At 70.7% G+C, this 20048-nt stretch carries 22 protein-coding genes; 16 read left to right on the top strand and 6 right to left on the bottom strand.

Annotation, left to right across the window (positions count from 1 at the left end; translation table 11 throughout):
- Nucleotides 1-62: 62 nt before the first annotated feature.
- Genes D9599_RS21165 through D9599_RS21155 form a run of 3 tightly spaced genes read left to right on the top strand, consistent with a single transcriptional unit; the run spans nucleotide 63 to nucleotide 3247 of the window.
- Nucleotides 63-533, top strand: a complete 471-nt coding sequence (locus tag D9599_RS21165) for a MarR family transcriptional regulator (RefSeq protein WP_309228676.1) — start codon at nucleotides 63-65, stop codon at nucleotides 531-533.
- Nucleotides 530-2149 carry an MFS transporter gene (locus D9599_RS21160; protein WP_198383279.1) on the top strand — a complete coding sequence of 540 codons (1620 nt, stop codon included), beginning with the start codon at nucleotides 530-532 and terminating at the stop codon, nucleotides 2147-2149. Before D9599_RS21165 ends, D9599_RS21160 begins: the two co-directional genes overlap by 4 nt.
- A gap of 21 nt (nucleotides 2150-2170) precedes the next feature.
- Nucleotides 2171-3247 carry an HlyD family secretion protein gene (locus D9599_RS21155; protein WP_198383278.1) on the top strand — a complete coding sequence of 359 codons (1077 nt, stop codon included), beginning with the start codon at nucleotides 2171-2173 and terminating at the stop codon, nucleotides 3245-3247.
- Between the two features lie 261 nt (nucleotides 3248-3508).
- Here D9599_RS21155 and D9599_RS21150 read toward each other — a convergent pair whose 3' ends face one another.
- The 3 genes from D9599_RS21150 to D9599_RS21140 are packed head-to-tail and all read right to left on the bottom strand — an operon-like array spanning nucleotide 3509 to nucleotide 6758.
- Nucleotides 3509-4609 (bottom strand): patatin-like phospholipase family protein, encoded by a 1101-nt coding sequence (locus D9599_RS21150; RefSeq protein ID WP_232480749.1) that lies wholly within the window; start codon nucleotides 4607-4609, stop codon nucleotides 3509-3511.
- Nucleotides 4606-5397: a 3-hydroxybutyrate dehydrogenase gene (locus D9599_RS21145; protein ID WP_198383277.1), complete on the bottom strand. Its 792-nt coding sequence runs from the start codon at nucleotides 5395-5397 to the stop codon at nucleotides 4606-4608. Before D9599_RS21145 ends, D9599_RS21150 begins: the two co-directional genes overlap by 4 nt.
- Before the next feature lie 41 nt (nucleotides 5398-5438).
- Nucleotides 5439-6758 (bottom strand): FAD-dependent oxidoreductase, encoded by a 1320-nt coding sequence (locus D9599_RS21140; RefSeq protein WP_198383276.1) that lies wholly within the window; start codon nucleotides 6756-6758, stop codon nucleotides 5439-5441.
- Nucleotides 6759-7063: 305 nt separating this feature from the next.
- Here D9599_RS21140 and rpmH point away from each other — a divergent pair, with 305 nt between their 5' ends.
- From rpmH to argB, 6 genes are all read left to right on the top strand, one after another.
- Nucleotides 7064-7198, top strand: a complete 135-nt coding sequence (gene rpmH / locus D9599_RS21135) for a 50S ribosomal protein L34 (protein WP_043829560.1) — start codon at nucleotides 7064-7066, stop codon at nucleotides 7196-7198.
- 72 nt (nucleotides 7199-7270) lie between these two features.
- The gene (gene rnpA / locus D9599_RS21130; protein WP_232480748.1) at nucleotides 7271-7642 is read left to right on the top strand and encodes a ribonuclease P protein component; all 372 of its coding nucleotides are present in this window, start codon (nucleotides 7271-7273) and stop codon (nucleotides 7640-7642) included.
- Entirely contained in the window at nucleotides 7639-7887 is a 249-nt protein-coding gene (yidD, locus tag D9599_RS21125; RefSeq protein ID WP_232480747.1) for a membrane protein insertion efficiency factor YidD, read from the top strand. The genes rnpA and yidD overlap by 4 nt, the downstream gene beginning before the upstream one ends.
- A gap of 12 nt (nucleotides 7888-7899) precedes the next feature.
- Nucleotides 7900-9657 carry a membrane protein insertase YidC gene (gene yidC / locus D9599_RS21120; RefSeq protein WP_198383275.1) on the top strand — a complete coding sequence of 586 codons (1758 nt, stop codon included), beginning with the start codon at nucleotides 7900-7902 and terminating at the stop codon, nucleotides 9655-9657.
- Between the two features lie 8 nt (nucleotides 9658-9665).
- Nucleotides 9666-10367, top strand: coding sequence for a ribosome biogenesis GTP-binding protein YihA/YsxC (yihA, locus tag D9599_RS21115; protein ID WP_375373062.1), 702 nt, complete (start codon nucleotides 9666-9668; stop codon nucleotides 10365-10367).
- Nucleotides 10368-10462: 95 nt separating this feature from the next.
- Nucleotides 10463-11347, top strand: a complete 885-nt coding sequence (gene argB, locus D9599_RS21110) for an acetylglutamate kinase (protein ID WP_043829564.1) — start codon at nucleotides 10463-10465, stop codon at nucleotides 11345-11347.
- A gap of 15 nt (nucleotides 11348-11362) precedes the next feature.
- On the opposite strand, the gene D9599_RS21105 is transcribed toward argB, so the two are convergent.
- Nucleotides 11363-12496, bottom strand: coding sequence for a DUF2336 domain-containing protein (locus D9599_RS21105; protein ID WP_198383274.1), 1134 nt, complete (start codon nucleotides 12494-12496; stop codon nucleotides 11363-11365).
- A 168-nt stretch (nucleotides 12497-12664) separates the two neighbouring features.
- Here D9599_RS21105 and dapD point away from each other — a divergent pair, with 168 nt between their 5' ends.
- From dapD to D9599_RS21090, 3 genes are read left to right on the top strand one after another with little or no spacing between them, the layout of a single operon-like run.
- Nucleotides 12665-13501, top strand: coding sequence for a 2,3,4,5-tetrahydropyridine-2,6-dicarboxylate N-succinyltransferase (gene dapD, locus D9599_RS21100; protein WP_198383273.1), 837 nt, complete (start codon nucleotides 12665-12667; stop codon nucleotides 13499-13501).
- On the top strand, nucleotides 13501-14628 hold the full coding sequence (dapE, locus tag D9599_RS21095) for a succinyl-diaminopimelate desuccinylase (RefSeq protein WP_198383272.1): 1128 nt from the start codon (nucleotides 13501-13503) through the stop codon (nucleotides 14626-14628). The genes dapD and dapE overlap by 1 nt, the downstream gene beginning before the upstream one ends.
- Nucleotides 14616-15188 carry a hypothetical protein gene (locus D9599_RS21090; protein ID WP_198383271.1) on the top strand — a complete coding sequence of 191 codons (573 nt, stop codon included), beginning with the start codon at nucleotides 14616-14618 and terminating at the stop codon, nucleotides 15186-15188. Before dapE ends, D9599_RS21090 begins: the two co-directional genes overlap by 13 nt.
- Before the next feature lie 4 nt (nucleotides 15189-15192).
- On the opposite strand, the gene D9599_RS21085 is transcribed toward D9599_RS21090, so the two are convergent.
- Both D9599_RS21085 and D9599_RS21080 read right to left on the bottom strand, forming a co-directional pair.
- Nucleotides 15193-16455 (bottom strand): DNA polymerase IV, encoded by a 1263-nt coding sequence (locus tag D9599_RS21085; protein ID WP_198383270.1) that lies wholly within the window; start codon nucleotides 16453-16455, stop codon nucleotides 15193-15195.
- Nucleotides 16456-16585: 130 nt separating this feature from the next.
- Nucleotides 16586-17482 (bottom strand): ROK family protein, encoded by an 897-nt coding sequence (locus tag D9599_RS21080; protein WP_198383269.1) that lies wholly within the window; start codon nucleotides 17480-17482, stop codon nucleotides 16586-16588.
- A 191-nt stretch (nucleotides 17483-17673) separates the two neighbouring features.
- Between D9599_RS21080 and D9599_RS21075 the strand changes: the two genes are divergently transcribed.
- The 4 genes from D9599_RS21075 to D9599_RS21060 are packed head-to-tail and all read left to right on the top strand — an operon-like array spanning nucleotide 17674 to nucleotide 20017.
- Complete coding sequence (locus D9599_RS21075; RefSeq protein ID WP_232480756.1) at nucleotides 17674-17916, top strand: sulfurtransferase TusA family protein; 243 nt, start codon at nucleotides 17674-17676, stop codon at nucleotides 17914-17916.
- Nucleotides 17916-18839 (top strand): histone deacetylase family protein, encoded by a 924-nt coding sequence (locus tag D9599_RS21070; RefSeq protein WP_198383268.1) that lies wholly within the window; start codon nucleotides 17916-17918, stop codon nucleotides 18837-18839. Before D9599_RS21075 ends, D9599_RS21070 begins: the two co-directional genes overlap by 1 nt.
- A gap of 15 nt (nucleotides 18840-18854) precedes the next feature.
- The gene (locus tag D9599_RS21065; RefSeq protein ID WP_043829580.1) at nucleotides 18855-19094 is read left to right on the top strand and encodes an exodeoxyribonuclease VII small subunit; all 240 of its coding nucleotides are present in this window, start codon (nucleotides 18855-18857) and stop codon (nucleotides 19092-19094) included.
- Nucleotides 19091-20017: a polyprenyl synthetase family protein gene (locus tag D9599_RS21060; RefSeq protein ID WP_232480746.1), complete on the top strand. Its 927-nt coding sequence runs from the start codon at nucleotides 19091-19093 to the stop codon at nucleotides 20015-20017. The genes D9599_RS21065 and D9599_RS21060 overlap by 4 nt, the downstream gene beginning before the upstream one ends.
- Nucleotides 20018-20048: the final 31 nt, after the last annotated feature.

The following is a 20048-nucleotide window of genomic DNA, read 5'->3' as shown; positions in this document are numbered from 1 at the left end:
GCTTGAATAGTCAGGGCAGCTGCCCAAATGCGCGGTATGTTAGCTTACTACGATAGCCTGCCGTGGCGCTGAAGGCCGAGTTCGTCCTCGCGCTCCGCCGCGTCACCCAGAAGTGGCGCACGCGGTGGGACGCGGCGTTGCGCGACAGCGGGCAGACGCTCGGCCGGGCTCGCGCACTGATGCTGCTTTCGGAAGCCGGCGGCGGTGCCATGCAGCGCGACCTTGCGGCCGGGCTCTCCGTCGAGCACCCGACCCTCGTTCGCCTGCTCGATGGGCTGGAGCGGCAGGGCCTCATTCGCCGCGAGCCCGCGCAGGGGCGGGCGAACCGCATCCGCCTGACCGAAGAAGCCTGCCCCGTGGTCGAGGCGGTGAACCGCGTCTCGGAGGCCCTGCGCGAGCGCGTGCTGGCCGGCATCCCCGAGGGCGACCTCGAGACCGCTCTGCGCGTGCTCAGCCAGATTTCCGCGAACCTGGAGGGCCTCGGCCCCGTTGAGCCGTTGCAGGACGCCGCGTCCGAGGAGGCAGGATCGTGAGCGATACCGAGCAGCCCCGTCCGGAGGCGCCCGCCGCACCTCCCGCGCCGCCCCCCGGACCGGACAGGATCGTCCCCGGGCACCTGCTGGTCTACGCCCTCGCCTCGCTCACCTTCGGGCTGACGCAGGGTTTGGGAAACAACCTCGTGGCGGCGAACCTCCAGGCGGTCCAGGCGACCTTCGGCGCCACCACGAACGAAGCAGTCTGGCTCACGGCGGCCTACAGCTCCACCAGCATCACGGCCTCCATCCTGCTCTGGAAGCTGCGGACGCAGTTTGGCCTGCGGCTGGTGGCGAAGGTAAGCCTCATCTTCATGGTGGTGCTCTCCCTCGCCCATGTGGTGGTCACGGAGCTCGGGGCCGCGGTCATCCTGCGCGCGGTCGCCGGCTTCGCGGGGGCGATGCTGAACACGCTTGCCTTCCTCTATGTGCTGGAGGCGATGCCGGCGAAGCACAAGCTGACCACGGGAATCGCGCTCGGGCTGGCGGGCTCACAGATCGCAGTGCCGCTGGCGCGGCTGGTCTCGCCGAGCCTTCTGGACATCGGTCTCTGGCCGCAGCTGAACCTACTGGAACTGGCGCTCTCCCTCCTGTCGCTGGCCTGGGTCTACATGCTGCCGATCACGCCGCCGCCGCGCGCAAAGGTCTTCGACCGGGTGGACGCAATCAGCCTGCCGCTCCTGATCGTCGGCATGGGGCTGATCGCGGTCGTGCTCAGCCTCGGCCGTTACTACTGGTGGACCGAGGCTCCCTGGCTCGGCGTCTGCCTCGCCCTCGGGATCGGCCTGCTGACCGCCCTGGTTCTGGTGGAGCTGAACCGGGAGCGGCCGCTGGTGAACCTCCGCTGGCTGTCCTCCAGGGACATGATCCTCTTCGGCGGATCGATGTTCTTCGCCCGCTTCGTCCTTTCGGAGCAGACGACGGGCACCATCGGCTTCTTCCAGAACCTCGGCCTGCTGAACGAGCACATGGCGGGGATGCTCTGGGTGGTCTTCGCCGCCACCCTCGCCGGCTTCATCCTGGTCGCACCGATCAACAAGCCCGAGAACCGCGCCGCGATCCACATGGTCGCCCTCTCACTGATCGCCATCGGCGCCTTCATGGAGAGCCGGGCCACAAACCTGACGCGCCCGCAGGACGTCCTCCTCGCCCAGGCGCTGGTCGCCTTCGGCGGCGCGATCTTCCTGCCGCCCGCGGTCGGCTGGAGCTTCGCCCACACGCTCCGCTGGGGCATCCAGCACCTGACCAGCTTCTTCGCGGTCTTCCTTGCCTCGCAGACCCTCGGCGGGCTGCTCGGCTCGGCGGCGCTCGGGACGCTCGTCACGGTGCGGGAGAAGTTCCACTCCAACCAGCTCGTGGAATCGCTGACGTTGGCCGACCCGCTCGTGGCTCAGCGCATCCAGCAATATGGCGGGACCTATTCCCGTGTGCTCGGCGACCCCGCGCTCCGCAGCGCGGAGGGATCGGCCCTGCTCGCCCAGGTCGCCACGCGGGAATCCTATGTCCTCGCCTACAACGACCTCTTCCTCGTGGTGGCCATCGTCTCGGCGCTCCTGCTCGTCGGCCTTATCATCAATCAGCTCGTCGCCCGGCACAGCCGTGAGCAGACGGCATGAAGATCAATCGGTAATCCCCTGATGTTCCCGAAATTCAGCCCTGCCCGCGCGACGATCCCTGCCTTGGTGGTGGGCCTGCTTGCGGTGCTGCTCATCCTCTACACCTGGCGGTTGCCGCCCTTCACCTCCTCGGTCCAGACGACGGACGACGCCTATGTGCGCGGCCTCGTCACGGTGGTGAGCCCACAGGTCGCAGGCTACATCGTCGATATCCCGGTGCGCGACTACGCGGAGGTGCGCGAGGGCACGCTCCTCGCCCGGATCGACGACCGCATCTTTCAGCAGCGCCTCGCCCAGGCCCGCGCGCAGCTCTCCACGGCCCAGGCGGCGCTCGCCAATCTCGACGTGCAGCGGCGGACGAAGGAGGCCAGCATCGAGGTCTCCCGCGCCGGGATCGAGAACGCCCAGGCCGTGCTCACCAAGGCGCAGGCCGATGAGCGCCGGCTCGCCCCGCTGATCGAGGCGAACATCCAGTCCCGCGCCCAGGGCGACCAAGTGCGAGCGGCCCTCCGGCAGGCCGAGGCCGGACTTGCCCAGTCTCAGGCCTCCGAAACCGTCGCCCAGCAGTCCCTCGCCGAAACCCTTGCGACGCGCCCCAGCCTTGAGGCGGCCGTGCAGAATGCCGAGGCCGCCGTTCATCTCGCGGAGATCGACCTGCAGAACACCCGCATCCTCGCGCCGGGCAATGGGCGCCTGGGCGAGGTGGGCGCCCGCGTCGGGCAGTACGTGACCGCCGGCACGCAGATCACCTCCCTTGTGCCCGAGCTGCGCTGGGTAGTGGCCAACTACAAGGAAACCCAGCTCGCGGGCATGCAGGTGGGCCAGCCCGTCACCTTTCGGGTGGACGCTCTCCAGGGCGCGCAGCTCACCGGACGGGTGGAGCGGTTTTCCCCGGCCACGGGCTCCGAATTCAGTGTCATCCGAGCCGACAACGCCACGGGCAACTTCACCAAGGTCGCCCAGCGCCTGCCCGTGCGGATCGCCATCGACGCCGGCCAGCCCCTGGCGGACCGCTTGGCACCGGGCATGTCCGTGGTGGTGCGCATCGATACGGCGAGCGCCCCGGCTCCCGCTGGGCCGGCCATGGCTCAGGATTGAGCGTGAGGCCGGCTCTGACTGTTCCTGGAGAGGGCTCTGCCCTCGCCGAACCTTCGCTGCCAAGTGCCTGCGGCCCTTGGATGCCTGCTTGGTTGGCGCGGCTACGGTGATCGAGGGCCGGTTCTTCTTCTGACCTACTTCCTGCATTTAGCGGCGCATCACCCGTCAAGCTCTTCAACCTGAAGAACAAGGATGATGGTGAGGGGTCTAAGAGGAGGAAGAATTCTTTCTTCCTCCCCCAGCGTCACCAGCGCCGAAGGATTAAAGGAAGCGGGCCCGAAGATCGACGCTGTCCCGCTGACCGAGGGCGTCGCGGTTCTCCTCCAGCCAACTCTCGGCAGCGGCACGGCCGTTCTCGCGCAGGCTGGTCAGGAAGTCCCAGTCACCGTTGTACTTGCTGCTCATTCCGAGCTTCCTCATCCGTTCCTCATCTTCAATAAGGTGGACGAAGAGGCGCTGATACCGAGGCGGCTTGAGCACGCCCTGTTCGACGAGGCGCTGCACGAACTCGATCGCCCTCATCTCGTACATCAGCGAGGCGTTGAAGCTGATCTCGTTCACCCGCGTGTTGATGTCCTGAACCGTCTGGGGGATGTCCGGGCGGTTCAGCGGGTTAATGCCGACGAGCACGATGTCCGGCGGCCCGCCGCTGTCGTAGAGCGGCCAGAGGGCCGGATTCCCCAGGAACCCGCCATCCCAGAAGGCCTCGCCGTCGATCTCGACGGCGCGGAACAGGGCGGGAAGGCAGGCGGAGGCCAGCAGGGCGTCCTGGGTGACCTCGTGCCGGGCGAAGACGCGGGGCTTGCCGGTGCGCACATTCGTGGCCGTGACGAAAAGGCGAGGTGCTTCGGGGTGGGCGCAGAGGACGCTCATGTCCAGCACCGCCTCGAGAACCTTCCTCAAGGGGTTCATGCTCAACGAAAAAGGATCGAGCTGATAGGGCGAGAAGGCGCGGGTGACGGCGTCGAAGGCCTGCCAGGCGAAGCCGTTGCTCAGATCCGGCCCCCAGAGGATCCGCTCGAAAGGGTTGTTCCGGAGCGGGCTGAAGGCCGCCCGCGCGCCGATCTCGCCCCAGAGCTTGTCCAGCAGGGCCCGGGCCCCGGCGCGGCCGCCATCAGCCATCCCCTGCACGAAGGCGGCGCCGTTGATCGCGCCGGCCGAGGTGCCGGAGATGGCGGCAACCTCGATGCTCTCCTCCTCCAGCAGGCGCAGCAGCACGCCCCAGGTGAAGGCGCCGTGGGTACCGCCGCCCTGCAGGGCGAGGTTGATCCGCCGAGGCGCCTGGGGGCGCGCGACGGCCGGGGAGGCCGGCGTGCCCTCGATCGGCGGCAGTCCCTCCTCGCCGGCCCCCGCCGTGGTCAAGAGGCGGTCCAGGCGCCGTCGATGGAGAGGGCGGCGCCATTCACCGCGCCGCTGTTCGGGCCACAGAGATAGACCGCCATGCCGGCGACCTCTTCCACCTCGACCCAGCGCTTGCTCGGCTGCTTCTCCAGCAGGAAATCGGTCAGGGCGACCTCCTCCGAGACGTTGTGCTGCTTGGCGAGCGGCGGGATCTGGGCCTCGGCCAGGGGCGTGCGGACGAAGCCGGGGCAGATGGCGTTGCAGGTCACGCCCGTGCGCGCGATCTCGATCCCGACCGTCTTGGTCAGCCCGACCACCCCGTGCTTCGCCGTGACATAGGCTGCCTTGAAGGGCGAGGCGACGAGCCCGTGGGCAGAGGCGATGTTGATGATCCGCCCCCAGTTCCGCGCCTTCATGCCGGGCAGCAGCGCCTTGATCGCGTGGAAGTTGGAGGAGAGATTGATCGCGAGGATCGCATCCCATTTCGCCTCCGGGAACTCCTCCACCGGGCTGGTGAACTGGATCCCCGCGTTGTTCACGAGGATATCGACCCTCCCGAGGGCGGCGGTGGCATCCGCGCACATCCCGCGGACGGCGGCCGCGTCCGAGATGTCGGCGGCCGAATAGGGCGTCTCGCCTCCCTGAATGGCCGCGACCTCATCGCGCGCGGCCTTGATTGCCTCGGGCGTGCCGAAGCCGTGCAGCATCACCCGGGCCCCTTCCCGCGCGAAGGCGAGGGCGATGGAGAGGCCGATCCCGCTGGTGGAGCCGGTGACGAGAGCCGTGCGGCCCTCCAGGAGCTTGGTCATAACCCAGGAATTCCGGTTCGTTGCGGCGCGAAGGTAAAGGCCTAAGGCAGCCGCTTCGCAATCCCTGCCAGCCAGCGCACCGCGGGGCGGGCGAGGTCGGGTGCCCGGTGTTCCAGCGCGGCGCGGGCGATGGCGGCGGAGAGGGTGGGGTGGGGCAGGGCGGCCGCCGCCAGGTCCGAGACCGGCCGGCCGAGGGCGAGGGCGAGCATCCCCGCCATCTCCAGCCCGCCCGGCGCGAGCAGCCCGGCACCGGAGAGATGGCCGCGCCGGTTCACGCGAAGGGTCACAAGCCCCTCCGCGCCTTCGGCAGAGGCGCGGGCCGTGTCCGCGAGAGGCCAGCGGAGGGTCTCGTCGCCCTCTGACGGAGCGCCGATCTCCACCAGGGCGGGATCGGTGCGGATGGCCCGGACCGGCGCCGGCGGGTGGCTGGCTCCCGGCACGCGGAAGAGCATGCTGCGGGCGAGGATGCCCAAGTCACCCGCGCCCGGACGGCCGATGGCGCCCCCGGCGGCCCAGACCCGACGGTTGCCGGCCACTCGCAAGCCGCCATCCACCGCCGGCACGGCGCCGTCGATCCCGGCCGCTGCCAGGTCGAGCCCCACGAGATGCGGGCTGCGCCCGAGGGCGACGAGGAGGTGCGAGCCCTCGAGCGCCGATCCATCCGAGAGCCGCAGCAGCACGCCTTCCGCGGTTCGCTCCACGGAGGCGGGTTCCGCCCCGTCGATCACCACCACGCCGTCCCGTTCCAGTGCCCTGGTGAGGCCCCGGGCAAGGTCGGGATCGGCCGCTGGGGCGATACGGGACGCGACGACGAAGGCGCGCGCGCCGAGGCGGCCGAAGGCCTGGGCCAGTTCCAGCCCGGGGCCCTCGCCGCCAAGCACGATCAGGTCGGAGGGAAGCGCCTTCAGCTCATGGGCCGTGTCGGCGGTGAGGTAGGGCACCGTCTCCAGCCCCTCCAGCGCCGGGACGACGGGGGAGGAACCGGTGGCGATGAGGGCGCGGCGGAAACGCCAGGCGCGGCCGGCGGCCGCCACCGTGTCGGGCGAATCGAAGCGGGCAGCGGCGCGGACGACCTCCACCCCCATGGCCTCGAAGCGCGCCTGGGTGGATTCCGGGGCGGCGTCGGCGGCTGCCTCGGCCATGCTTGCGCGGACGGTGGCCCATTCCGGCACCAGCGCGCCGGCCGCGGTGCGAGCCGCCACCGCGCGCAGCGCCGCCTGGGCCACCGCGGGCTCCGCCGCCTCGCCGCCCATCGGGCCGCGTTCGAAAAGGGTCACGCGAAGGCCGAGGGCGCTGGCGAGGCCCGCGATGCCTCTCCCGGTCGGCCCCGCGCCGATCACGGCGATGTCCGTCTCTGCCATGCTGTTCCCATCCGGTGCGGCCGCAGGGATAACGCGGTTCTGTTGGAAGGATAGGGGGCAGAGCGCAAGGCCGGTCCCATGCTTTGGTTGACGCGGGAGCGGCCCTCTACCTATACACCGCCACCCGCGCCGGGCACCCCGCCGCGGCCGCCCGCGTCCGTGCCCGCTCAGCGGGGCCGGTGGCCGGGGGGCCGGAAGATCGGAATGCCAGGCGGAAGCGGTCCGGTCCCGCCGGCCCGACGCGACACCACCAAGCCGCCGCGCCCCGATCCAGGCCGGCCAGCACCCAGACGGAGCGACCTGCCGTGAAGCGTACCTATCAGCCCTCGAAGCTCGTCCGGAAGCGGCGCCACGGCTTCCGCTCCCGCATGGAGACGGTGGGCGGCCGCAAGGTCATCGCCAACCGCCGCTCCAAGGGCCGCGCGAAGCTCTCGGCCTGAGCGCCCCAAGGGTCCGGTAACCAGGGCTCCAAGGATGGGGTGCCGGCTATGGCGCCCCAGCGCGGTAAACCCATGAAGCTGCCCCGGATGAAGAAGCGGCGCGATTTCCTCCGCGCCGCCCAGCGCGGCAAGCGCGCCGCCCGGCCGGGAATGGTGATCCAGGCCCTGCCCGGGACGGGCGGTCCCCTGCGCCTCGGCTTCACCGTGACGAAGAAGGTGGGCAACGCCGTGGTGCGCAACCGCACCAAGCGCCGCCTGCGCGAGGCGGCGCGCCTCGTCCTCGGCGCCGAGCCACCGGCGGGTTGGGACGTTGTGCTGATCGGCCGCGATGAGACCCGTGGCCGCCCCTTCACCCAGTTGCAGGGCGACCTGCGCGGGGCGCTCCGGCAGGTGGGCGTGATGCCCGGGAACGCCGGCTCGGCGCCGGCCGGCACCGCCTCATGACCGCACGATCAATCGATCCCGTCGCCGAGGCCTTGAAGCTCGGCATACGGGCCTACCAGTTCACGCTGCGCCCCTTCATCGGCGCCAACTGCCGCTTCCATCCCCATTGCAGCGCCTACGGCATCGAGGCCCTGTCCGAGCACGGCGCGCTGCGCGGCAGCGCCCTCACGGCCCGGCGGATCCTCCGCTGCAATCCCTGGAACGCCGGCGGCTACGACCCCGTGCCCCCTCCGAAGAAGACCTGAACGCCGGATCCGATGGACAACAAGCGACTTCTCGCGGCGATCGCGATCTCGATCGGCATCCTGCTGATGTTCGACCTCTGGCAGCGTCCCGCGCGGGAGGCCCAGCGTCAGGCCGCGCAGAACGTCCAGCAGTCCCAGACGAGCAGCACGCCGCTGCCCCAGGCCAACACCGCCCTGAATCCGGCCGGCGTTGCCAGCACCGGCGGCAATGACGGCGCGCCCACCACGCCGGCCCCGCGCCTGCGTATCGAGAGCGCCCGCGTGGAGGGCAGCGTGAACCTCCGCGGCGCGCGCCTCGACGACCTCGTGCTGCGCGACTACCGCGAGACGATCCAGCCCAACAGCCCGAACGTGCGCGTCCTCGCCCCCCGCGAGGACCCGGCGGCCTATTTCGCCCAGTGGGGCTGGACCGCCGCCGACGGCCGCACCGCCGTGCCCGGTCCGAACACCGATTGGACCGCCGAGGGCACGCTGACCCCGACCACGCCGGTCACGCTGCGCTGGGACAACGGGCAGGGCCAGCGCTTCGAGATCGCGCTCTCCCTCGACCAGAACTTCATGGTGACAGCCGAGCAGCGCGTGGTGAACACGGGCGCCGAGCCCGTGCAGGTGCTGCCCTGGGCCCGGGTGCGCCGCGAGCACACGCCCGTCGTCGCCGGCTACTACATCCTGCACGAGGGCTTCGTGGGCGTGCTCGACGGCCGCCTGCGCGAGACGAAGTATGCCGACGCTAAGACCGAGGCGGCGCGCCGCAACGGCGCCCCCGCGCTGGAGCAGGAGGGAGCCGGCGGCTGGGCAGGCTTCACGGACAAGTACTGGCTCGCAGCCCTCGCGCCCGTGGACCAGGCCGGTCGCGACCGCGCCGCCTTCCGCCACACGAGCGAGGGTGGGCAGGATCGCTGGCAGGTCGATTTCAGCCCCGTCGCGCCCGTCTCGGCCGCGCCCGGGGCGACGGCCGGCTTCGCCACCCGCCTCTTCGCGGGGGCGAAGGAGGTGCACCTGCTGGACTCCTACACTTCGGGCCTCGGCATCACCGATTTCGACAAGGCGATCGACTTCGGCTGGTTCTATTACATCACCAAGCCGTTCTTCTACGGGCTGGATTGGCTGTTCAAACTGACCGGCAACTTCGGCGTGGCGATCCTCATCTTCACGATCGCCCTGAAGATCCTGTTCTTCCCGCTGGCCAACAAGTCCTACAAGTCCATGGCCCGGATGAAGACGCTCGGGCCAAAGATGCAGGAGCTGAAGGAGCGCAACAAGGACGACCCTGCGAAGATGCAGCAGGAGATGATGGCGCTATACAAGGCCGAGAAGATCAACCCGGCTGCGGGCTGCCTGCCGATCCTGCTGCAGATCCCGGTCTTCTTCTCGCTCTATAAGGTGCTCTTCGTGACCATCGAAATGCGGCACGCGCCCTTCTTCGGCTGGATCCACGACCTCTCGGCGCCTGACCCGACCAACCTGTTCAACCTGTTCGGGTTGATCCCCTGGGACCCGCCGCTGTTCCTGCACATGCCGGCCTGGGCGATCATCATGGGCATTACGATGTGGATTCAGTTCAAGCTGAACCCGACGCCGCCCGACCCCATCCAGGCGAAGCTCTTCGGCTTCATGCCAATCATCTTCACCTTCATGCTGGCGAGCTTCCCGGCCGGCCTCGTGATCTACTGGTCCTGGAACAACCTCCTCTCCGTGGCGCAGCAGTACTACATCGGCCGCGAGGACCGGATCGCGCGGGCCAACGAGAAGGCCCTGGCCCGGACGTGAGCCCCGACGTGAGCGATGCACCGACCCGGGATCGGAGCCCGGAGGAGGAGGCGCTGATGGAGGCCGGGCGGCTGCTCTTCGCCCGCCCCGTCCGCTTCTTCTTCGCGGCCCAGCAGCTGGAAGGCCTGCCCCCGACGGACGCGCCGGAGGTGGCCTTCTGCGGGCGCTCGAACGTCGGCAAGTCCTCGCTGATCAATGCGCTGGCGGGGCATCACGGCCTCGCCCGCGTCTCGCACACGCCCGGCCGCACCCGGCAACTCAACTTCTTCATGGCCGGCGAGCCCGCGCCGGGCGACGCGCCGGGGAAGGGACCCTCCCGCCTCACGCTCGTGGACATGCCCGGCTACGGCTTCGCGGCCGCCAGCAAGCAGGTGAAGGCGGACTGGCAGGGACTGATGTTCAACTACCTTCGTGGGCGGCCGACCCTGCGTCGGGTGTTCCTGCTGATGGATGCGCGGATCGAGACGAAGGACGGCGACCGCGCCGCCATGGATCTGCTGGGCGAGGCCGCGGTTCCCTTCCAGATCGTACTGACGAAGGCGGACGACGCGAAGCCTGCCTCTCGCCTCGCCAAGCGACAGGCCGAGATGGCCGAGATCGTGAGGAAGCGCGTCGCGGCGCATCCGGTGGTGCTGACCACCTCCTCCGCCAAGGGCGCGGGCATCCCCGAACTGCGTGCCGCTTTGGCCGAGATCGCGATGGCCGGCTGACCGCGCGGCCCGGCACGGGTTGACCGGGCCGTGGCCTGCCGCTTACCACCCCCGCCGCGGTTCGCGCCGCGCCGACACGCCTTTCTGGAACAGCCATGAACACCGACGCGCAAGACCAGATGGCCATCCTCGCCGGCGCGCTGCCCTATCTGAAGCGCTATGACGACCAGGTCGTGGTGGTGAAGTACGGCGGCCACGCCATGGGCGAGGAGGAGAGCGCGCTGCGCTTCGGCCGCGACATCGCGCTGCTGGAGCAGGTTGGCGTCAGCCCCGTGGTGGTGCATGGCGGCGGGCCGCAGATCAACGCCATGCTCAAGCGGCTGAACGTGCAGTCCACCTTCATCAACGGGCTGCGCGTGACCGATGCCCAGATGGTGGACGTGGTCGAGATGGTCCTCGCCGGCAGCGTCAACAAGCAGGTGGCCGAGGCGATCACGCGGGCGGGCGTGATCGCGGTAGGCATTTCGGGCAAGGACGGCAACCTGATCCGCGCCCGCAAGGCGCAGCGGACCGTGCGCGACCCCGGCAGCAACGTGGAGCGCGTGCTCGACCTCGGCTTCGTCGGCGAGCCCGAGCACGTGGACACGAAGGTCCTCTCCTTGCTGATGGGCGCGGACATCGTGCCGGTGGTGGCTCCCGTGGGTGTGGGCGAGGACGGGCAGACCTACAACATCAACGCTGACACGGCGGCCGGCGCCATCGCGGGGGCGCTGCGCGCCGCTCGGCTGCTGATGCTGACGGACGTGCCGGGCGTGCGCGGCCCGGACGGGGTGCATATCCCGGAGATGACGGTCGCCGAGGTTCGAGAGGGCATCCGCGCCGGCTGGATCTCGGCCGGCATGATCCCGAAGGTGGAGACCTGCATCTACGCGATCGAGCAAGGCGTGCAGGGCGCGGTCATCCTCGACGGCCGGGTGCCGCACGCGGTGCTGGCGGAGCTCTTCACCGCCGAGGGGCCGGGAACCCTCATCAAGCCCTGATCCCTGGCCGGCGGGTCAGCCAGCGCTCAGGAGATTGCCGACCAGCGCCTGCATGGCCGCGGGCTGCATCGCCCAGATGCCGCCAGGCAGGATGAGGAGTTCGTTCGGCTGGCTGCGCGTCAGTCGCATCTGGGCGAAGACGGCGGTGCTGGGCGAGAGTCCGGCCTTCCAGCAGAGCGCGACGAGCACCGGCGCCTCCCGCCGTTCTAGTGCCCGGATCACGGCGCCCGCGGGCAGGCCGCATAGGGCCCCGAGGATGCGCCCGCACTCGTTCAGCGCGCCGCTCCGAGCCGCGGCGACGAAGCTTCCCTCGTCCAGCCCGCCCGGCCCCGAGGGGGCGGCATGATCTTCCTCATCGATCGGGCTGGGCGCGCGCGCTCTGAAATAAGGCCTTGCGAGCAGCACGCGCAGCGCCTCCTCCGCGAGGAGACCCTGGAGACTCATCAGGACGGCCGGGCTGAGCGCCGGGCGGCGGACCAGGGCGGCCTGCCAGGCTTTCTGGTCCGCGCAGCGTTCGGCGATTGCGAGCAGCGTCGCCTCCCGCAGGCGGGCCGTGGCGTTCGCCAGCAGGGCGGCGACGGCCGGCCCGTCGGCGCGCGCCGCGATCGCGTCCGACGGGGCTTCGGAAAGGTTAGGGCGGCGGGCGACGGCGGCCAGCGTCTCCGGCGCCGGCGGATCGGCGATGAGGGCGAGAAGGTCCGTTTCCTCGAGCAGCGGGGAGCCGCGGATTACCGGCTCGGCCACCGTCATGGCGATGTCGTGGGCGAGGCGCAGCACCAGCGCGCGCGGCACGTCCGGCTGCTCCGCTACCAACTCGGCGACCGCGGCGCGGACCGGCACGGCGTCGTCGCGCACGAGGAGGAGGAGAGTTTCCCAGTGCACCCGCCGGTTCCGGTCGCTCGCTTCGGGGTCGAGCATGGGGGAGAGGGCGGCGAGCTTGCGAGCCAGCACCCGGCGCACGCCCGGCTCGATGTCGCGCGCCAGCACCTGGTCGGCCAGGGCAGGCGTGGCGGCGTTCGCCGCAATGGCCGCGCGTACGTTGGTCGCAGGGTCGTTTGCGAGAAAGAACAGGATCTCGGGCGGGGTATCGACCCGCTCCGCCAATCGCGCCCGGCCCATGTCATCGAGGCGACGGGGCGCGAACGCCATTATGGCATCCATCAACGCCTCCAGTTTTCGGGCGCGTCCCGCCCGAAGAAGGTAACCTGCCCACACGGAAGATGGTGCCCCTTGAATGAAGAAGGGGTGAATCGGGCCGCGTTGACAGCGCCGCCTCGCCGGGCGAAGGGGGCCGCGCCCCGCATGCAGGACGAACCCATGGAACTTTCCACCCTCCAGCCCCGCATCGAGGCGCTCTGGGAGCGCCGCGCGGACCTCTCTCCCGCGACCGCTGGCGAGGACCGCGACGCTGTGGAGGCCGCGCTCGAGGCGCTCGACTCCGGCAAGGCGCGGGTGGCGGAGCCGGACGGGCAGGGCGGCTGGCGGGTCAACCAGTGGCTCAAGCAGGCGGTGCTGCTCTCCTTCCGCCTGGAGGACAGCGTGGTCACCGACACCGCGGCGGGCGCCTACGACAAGGTGCCGCTGAAGTTCGCGGACTGGGGCGACAACCACTTCCGCCAGGCGGGCTTCCGCGCGGTGCCTGGCGCAGTCGTCCGCCGCTCGGCCTTCATCGCGCCCGGCGTCGTGCTGATGCCTAGCTTCGTGAACCTCGGCGCCTATGTGGACCGCAACACCATGGTCGATACCTGGGCGACGGTCGGCTCCTGCGCGCAGATCGGCAAGAACTGCCACCTCTCGGGTGGCGTCGGCATCGGCGGCGTGCTGGAGCCGCTACAGGCAAATCCCGTGGTGATCGAGGACGACTGCTTCATCGGCGCCCGCTCCGAGGTGGCCGAGGGCGTGATCGTTGAGCGCGGTGCGGTGCTCTCCATGGGCGTGTTCCTGGGCGCTTCCACAAAGATCATCGACCGCGCGACGGGCGAGGTCTTCACCGGCCGCGTGCCCGCCTACTCCGTGGTGGTACCGGGTAGCCTGCCCGGCCGCCCGCTGCCGGACGGCACGCCAGGCCCCTCGCTCTACTGCGCGGTCATCGTCAAGCGCGTGGACGCCCGCACGCGGGAGAAGACCTCGATCAACGAGCTGCTGCGCGACTGATGGCGACGGACCCGCTTCCCCTCGCGCAGGCCCTCATCCGCTGCGCTTCCGTTACCCCCGCGGATGACGGGGCCTTGGCGGTGTTGGAGGGGACGCTCGCGCCGCTCGGCTTCGAGCTCACGCGGCTGCGCTTCGGAGAGGTGGAGAACCTCTTTGCCATCCGGCGCTCCGGCGGGAACGGGCCGCATCTGTGTTTCGCCGGGCATACCGACGTGGTGCCGCCGGGTGAGGGATGGCGCCACGGGCCCTTCGAGGGCGCAGTGGAGGACGGCGTTCTCTACGGACGGGGCGCGGTGGACATGAAGGGGGGCGTCGCCGCCTTCCTCGCCGCCGCGGCCGACGCCGTCGCCGACGGCACGGCGAACCGCGGCACCCTCTCCTTCCTCATCACCGGGGACGAGGAGGGGGTCGCGACGGACGGCACCACCCGCGTCCTCGACTGGATGGAGGAGAAGCGGATCATTCCCGACATGTGCCTGGTCGGCGAGCCGACGAGCCGCGCGCGGCTGGGGGATACGATCAAGGTCGGGCGGCGCGGCAGCGTCTCCGCCGAGATCACGGTGCATGGTATCCAGGGCCACGTCGCCTACCCCGACCGGGCGGACAACCCGATCCACCGCCTCGTCCGTGTGCTGCACCGCCTGACGGAGGCGCCGCTCGACGCCGGCACGGAGTGGTTCCAGCCGAGCACGCTGCAGGTGACGACCGTCGATGTCGGCAATCCCACCGGGAACATCGTGCCGGCGCGCGCGGTGGCCCGGATGAACATCCGCTTCAACGACACCCACACGGCCGCGAGCCTGGAGGCCTTGATCCGCGGCATCCTGGCCGAGGAGGCGCCGCGGCACGAGGCATCCTTCTCCTCCTCCGGCGACGCCTTCCTGACGAAGCCCGGCCCCTTCGTCGAGGCACTGCAGCGCGCAGTGCGGGAAGAAACCGGGGAGGAGGGCGTGCTGGATACGGGCGGCGGCACTTCCGACGCCCGCTTCATCACGCGCCTCTGCCCCGTGGCGGAGTTGGGCGCCGTCGGCACCACCATGCACAAGCTGGACGAGTGCACCCCGGTGGAGGAGCTGCGCCGCCTCTCCTCCCTTTACGGTGCCGTCATCCGGGAGTGCCTGGGCTGAGCGCCCCCGGGGTCAGCACGGAGGAGCAGGTCGCCGCCGGCATCCGGGCGGCCGGGCTGCTCGCCATGGGGCGGGAGGAGGGGCTGCGCTACGCCCTACTCTCGATGGAGGGTACTGCGCGCTCCTTCTGGGCGGGCGCCATCTGCCTGCTGCCCTTCCTGCTCATCCGATCGCTGGGCAACGATGCCCTTCTCGGCGCTGGCCTGCCGGTGGAGCTGATCGGCTACGTGCTGGGCTGGGTGGCCTTTCCGCTCGCCTCCCTCCTACTGGTGGACGCCTCCGGCCGCGGGCCGCTCTGGCCGCTCTTCGTCGCGGCCTGGAACTGGGCGAACCTCGCGCAATACGCGGTGCTGGTGCTGAGCACGCTGCTCGGCTCGGTGCTGCCGCCGGCCTTGGCCGGCCTGCTGACCCTCGCTTCCTTCGCCTACGCGCTCTGGATGGAGTGGTTCGTGGCCCAGCGGGCGCTCCGGATCAGCGGCGCTCGCGCGGCGCTCTTCGTGCTGCTCGACATCGGCATCGGGCTGCTCATCGCCACCATCGTCGGCCGTATCGGCGGCTGAGGGGTCAGCGCCGGGCGGCCAGGCCCCGGCCGGCGAGCACCGCGCCCTCCCCGAACCGGGCCCGCAGCGCCTCCATCGCGGCCCAGCGGGCGGCGCGGCGCGGCGCCTCGGGGTCGGCCAGGTCGCCCCGGTCCGCGGAGGCAGCTTCCACCAGCGGGGCGGCGCCGATGCCGATCAGGCGGAAGGACGTGCCGTCCACCTCGCGCGCCAGTAGGGAGCGGGCGGTGGCGTAGAGCGTCTCCGGCACCGCACTTGGCCCCGGCAGGCGCAGGTTGCGCGTGCGCTGGGCGAAGCGGGCCGTCTTGAGCTTCAGCACAACGCCCCCGGCCGCAAAGCCCTTCTCGGCCAGCCGCCGGGCGAGCTTCTCGCAGAGGCGCCAGAGAAACGGCTCCAGTTCCGCGAGCGCCGAGAGGTCGCGCTCGAAGGTCGTCTCCGCGGAGATGGATTTCGTCTCCCGCTCCGGGTTCACGGGGCGGCTGTCCGCCCCCCGCGCGCGGGCGACAAGGCTGGCGCCGTCCTCGCCAAAGCGGTGCATGGCCTCGCGCGGGTCCAGCGTCTGGAGCTGCCCGAGGGTCGCGTAGCCGAGCGCCGCCAGCTTCGCCGCGAAGGCGGGGCCGACGCCGGGCAGGATCGTCACCGGCTCGGGCGCCAGCAGCGAGGCGGCCTCGGCCGCTCCGATGCAGGCGAGGCCCCGGGGCTTATCCCGCTCCACCGCGATCTTCGCCAGCAGCCGGTTGGGGGCGAGGCCGATCGAGACCGTTACACCCACCTCCCGCTCCACCCGCCGGGCGAAGCGGGCCAGCGCCACTGCCGGCGGGGCCCCGTGCAGGGCCTCGGTGCCGGAGAGGTCGAGCACAGCCTCGTCGATCGACATCGGCTGCACGAGCGGCGTCAGCTCCTCCATCAGCGCCCGCACCTGGCGGGAGGCGGCGACGTATTTCGCGAAGTCCGGCGTTATCACCACCGCGTCCGGGCAGGCTTGCAGTGCCTGAAACATCGGCATGGCGGACTTCACCCCGCGCGTGCGGGCGACGTAGCAGGCGGCCGAGACCACGCCCCTCTGCCCGCCGCCGACGATCACCGGCCGGCTGGCGAGTTCCGGCCGGTCGCGCTTCTCTACGCTCGCGAAGAACGCGTCGCAGTCGATATGGGCAACGGAAAGGCCGAAGAGCTCCGGGTGGCGCGCGATCCGCGCCGAGCCGCAGGCCGCACAGCGGCGCTGGTGGTCCTCAGGGCGCGCGAAGCAGTCCCGGCAGAGGGAGGGCATGGCGGGATCATAGCACGGGTGCCGAGTCGCTTCATGCGACCGGTGCGGGCGACCTTGGAGGGGGGCGGCGGAGGAAGAATTCTCCTTTTCTCTCCCGGAGTAACCAGCGCTGACCAGAGCTTCGCCGGCGCTAGCCCTTGTCCCAGAGACGAGCGGCGCCGAACACGCCGGAGCTGTCGCCGTGTTTCGCCCGAACGAGGTTCACTGCCTTTGAGTCCCCGAAGATCCAGGGCGCCATGAGGTCCGGCACGTCGCGGTAAAGGTGGCCGTAGTTCGACACCCCGCCGCCGAGCACGATGACGTCGGGATCCATGATGTTCACGACGAGAGCCAGGGCGCGCGCGAGGCGATCCGCGTGGCGAGCGAGGCCGGCCTGGGCCGCGGGCTCACCCGCCAGGGCGCGGGCTTCGACCTTGCCCGCGTCGCGGTGGCCAGGTCCGTCCGTGTCCTCGGCGATGGCAGGGCCACAGAGGAAGGTTTCCAGGCAGCCACTGCGACCACACCAGCAGGCGCGGCCGGGAAACTCGTCCGGGCGCATCCAGGGGAGGGGAGTGTGGCCCCACTCGCCGGCCACGCGGTTCAGGCCGTCGAGCGGGCGGCCGTCCACCACCCAGCCGCCGCCGCATCCGGTGCCGAGGATGGCTGCGAAGACTACGGGGTAGCCCGCGCCGGCGCCGTCGGCGGCCTCGCTCATGGCGAGGCAGTTGGCGTCATTCATCACGCGCACCTCGCGGCCAAGGAGGGCGCCGAGGTCCTTGTCGAGTGGGTGGCCGTTGAGCGCCTGGGTGTTGCCGTTGCGGACGAGGCCGGTGCGCGGGTTAATGCTGCCGGGAATGCCGACGCCGACCGTGCCGGTCTTTCCCAGCTCGGCCTCGGCTTCCCTGACCAGGCGGGCGATGGTCTCGATGATTGCCTCATATCCCTGCCCAGTGGGCACGCGGCGCCGCAACAGCACCTCGCCCCCGGGATCGAGCGCGACGATCTCCGTCTTGGTTCCGCCAAGGTCCACGCCGAGCTTTATCGCCATGCCCGATGAATGCCGGGGCCGCGCCGCGCCGTCCAGCGGGGGCGCGTTCACGGCCGCGTCGCGCGCGACCCTGGACTTGTGAGGTCCGCGGTGGTGGATTGGCCGGCCCCATGGCAATGCCTCCCAACAGCCCGGCACCGGGCCCGAAGCGCCTCTCCAGCCCGGCCGCAAAGGCGGGCGGGGGGGAGAACCTGCTGGACGTGCAGGGGCTGACCTGTCCGCTGCCGGTGCTCAAGGCGAACAAGGCGCTGCGGGCCTTGCCGGCCGGCGCCAGGCTGACGGTGCTGGCGACGGATGCCGCGAGTGTCGCCGACTTCCAGGCCTTCTGCCGCGAGACCGGCCACGCCCTGGTTTCCTTCAGCGAGAGCGACGGGGTCTATAGCTACACGCTCCGCAAGCGGGATGCGGAACCGGCTGGGAAGGGGGAAGGCTGATGCTGCTTCTCACGCATCCGGCCTGCCTCAAGCACGACAATGGACCGGGCCATCCCGAATGCCCCGACCGGCTGCGGGCCGTGCTACAGGCGTTGGAGGCGCAGGAGTTCTCCACGCTCGTCCGTGCCTCGGCGCCCGAGGCGACGCGGGAACAGCTCCTGCGCGTGCATCCGGCGGAACATGTGGACCGCATCCTCCTCACCCGCCCGGCCCAAGGGCAGCGGATCCATCTCGACGCCGACACCTCCGTGAACGCCTATTCGGCCGAGGCCGCGCTGCGCGCCGCCGGTGCCGGGGTCGAGGCAGTCGACAGCGTAATTCGCGGCGAGTTCCCGCGTGCCTTCTGCGCGGTCCGCCCCCCAGGGCACCACGCGGAGCCCAATACGCCCATGGGCTTCTGCCTCTTCGCCAACGCCGCCATCGCGGCGCGGCACGCGCAGGCAGTGCACGGGGTGGCGCGGGTTGCGGTGCTCGACTTCGACGTCCACCACGGCAACGGCACCCAGGCGGCCTTCTGGAACGAGCCCTCGCTGATGCTCGCCTCCTCGCACCAGATGCCACTCTATCCCGGCACCGGCGCGGCTTCGGAGACGGGGGTGGGGAACATCCTCAACGCCCCGCTCGACCCCGGAACGGACGGCGTCGGGTTCCGGCGGATCTGGGAGCGCGAGATCCTGCCGGCGGTGGAGGCTTTCGCGCCTGGCCTGATCATCATCTCCGCCGGCTTCGACGCCCACCGTGCCGACCCGCTCGCCAATCTCCGCTTGGTGGAGGGAGATTTCGCCTGGCTGACCGGGGCGATCTGCGATCTCGCGGGGCGCGTCTGCGGCGGGCGGGTGGTCTCCATGCTGGAAGGGGGCTACGACCTCCCCGCGCTCGGACGGTCCACGGCGGCCCATGTCCGCGCCCTCATGCATGCCTGACCACCGGAATTCCCGATGACCCAATCCACCCCCCCCGAGGTCGAGAGCCTCTCCTTCGAGGAGGCGATGAACGAGCTTGAAGCGATCGTCCGACGCCTGGAAGGCGGGCAGGCGAAGCTGGAGGAGGCGATGGACTCCTATGCGCGCGGCACCGCCCTTCGCGCCCATTGCGACCGCAAGCTGGCCGAGGCCGAGGCCCGCGTGCAGGCCCTGGTGCCCGGTGCGGCTGGCCCGACCCTGAGGGACGTGGAATGAGCGCGATGGCGGGCACCGATACGACAGAGGACGCCGGGCTCAAGGCGGCGCTCACCGCCGCCGCTTCCGAGGTGGACGAGGCGCTGGACGCCCTCCTTCCGGCCGAGGAAGGGGACGAGCGCGCCCTGTTCGCGGCTATGCGCTACGCCTGCATGGGCGGCGGCAAGAAGATGCGGGCTTTCCTGGTGCTGGAATCCGCGCGCCAGTTCGGGGTGGCACCGCAATCCGCGCTGCGGGTCGCGGCGGCGGTGGAGATGCTGCACGCCTATTCCCTCGTCCACGACGACCTGCCGGCGATGGACAACGACGACCTCCGCCGCGGCAAGCCGACCGTCCACCGCGCCTGGGACGAGGCGACGGCGATCCTGGTGGGCGACGCGCTGCAGTCCCAGGCCTTCGTGGTGCTGGCCGCCCCCGAGACGCATTCCGACCCGGCCGTACGGGCCGAGCTGTGCCTTCACCTAGCCCTCGCGGCCGGGCCGCGCGGCATGGTCGGCGGGCAGATGCTGGACATGATGGCGGAGAAGGCGACCACCCCGTTGGACGAGGCGGCGGTGGGCCGGTTGCAGCTTCTCAAGACCGGGCGGCTGATCGAGTTCTCGGCCGAGGCGGGAGCCATTCTCGGGAAGGCCGGGGCTCATCAGCGCCAGTGCCTCGCGGCCTATGGGCGCGAGGTCGGGGCCGCCTTCCAGATCGCCGACGACCTGCTGGACCTCACCGCGACGCCTGAGGAGGCCGGCAAGGCCACGGGCAAGGACGCGGGGGCGGGTAAGGCCACGCTCCTCTCACTGCTCGGGCCGGAGCGCGCCCGCGCACAGGCGGAGCGGTTGGTGGACCAGGCCGTGACGCATCTCGACAATTTCGACGACCGTGCAGACCTGTTGCGCGCCCTCGCGTCGCACGTGGTTCGGCGCAAGAACTAGAACGCCTAGGAAAGTTTCGATGTCTATGTCA

The sequence above is a fragment of the Roseomonas sp. KE2513 genome (assembly GCF_016107305.1).
Classification (GTDB): domain Bacteria; phylum Pseudomonadota; class Alphaproteobacteria; order Acetobacterales; family Acetobacteraceae; genus Roseomonas.
This window is presented reverse-complemented; position numbering and strand designations above follow the sequence as displayed.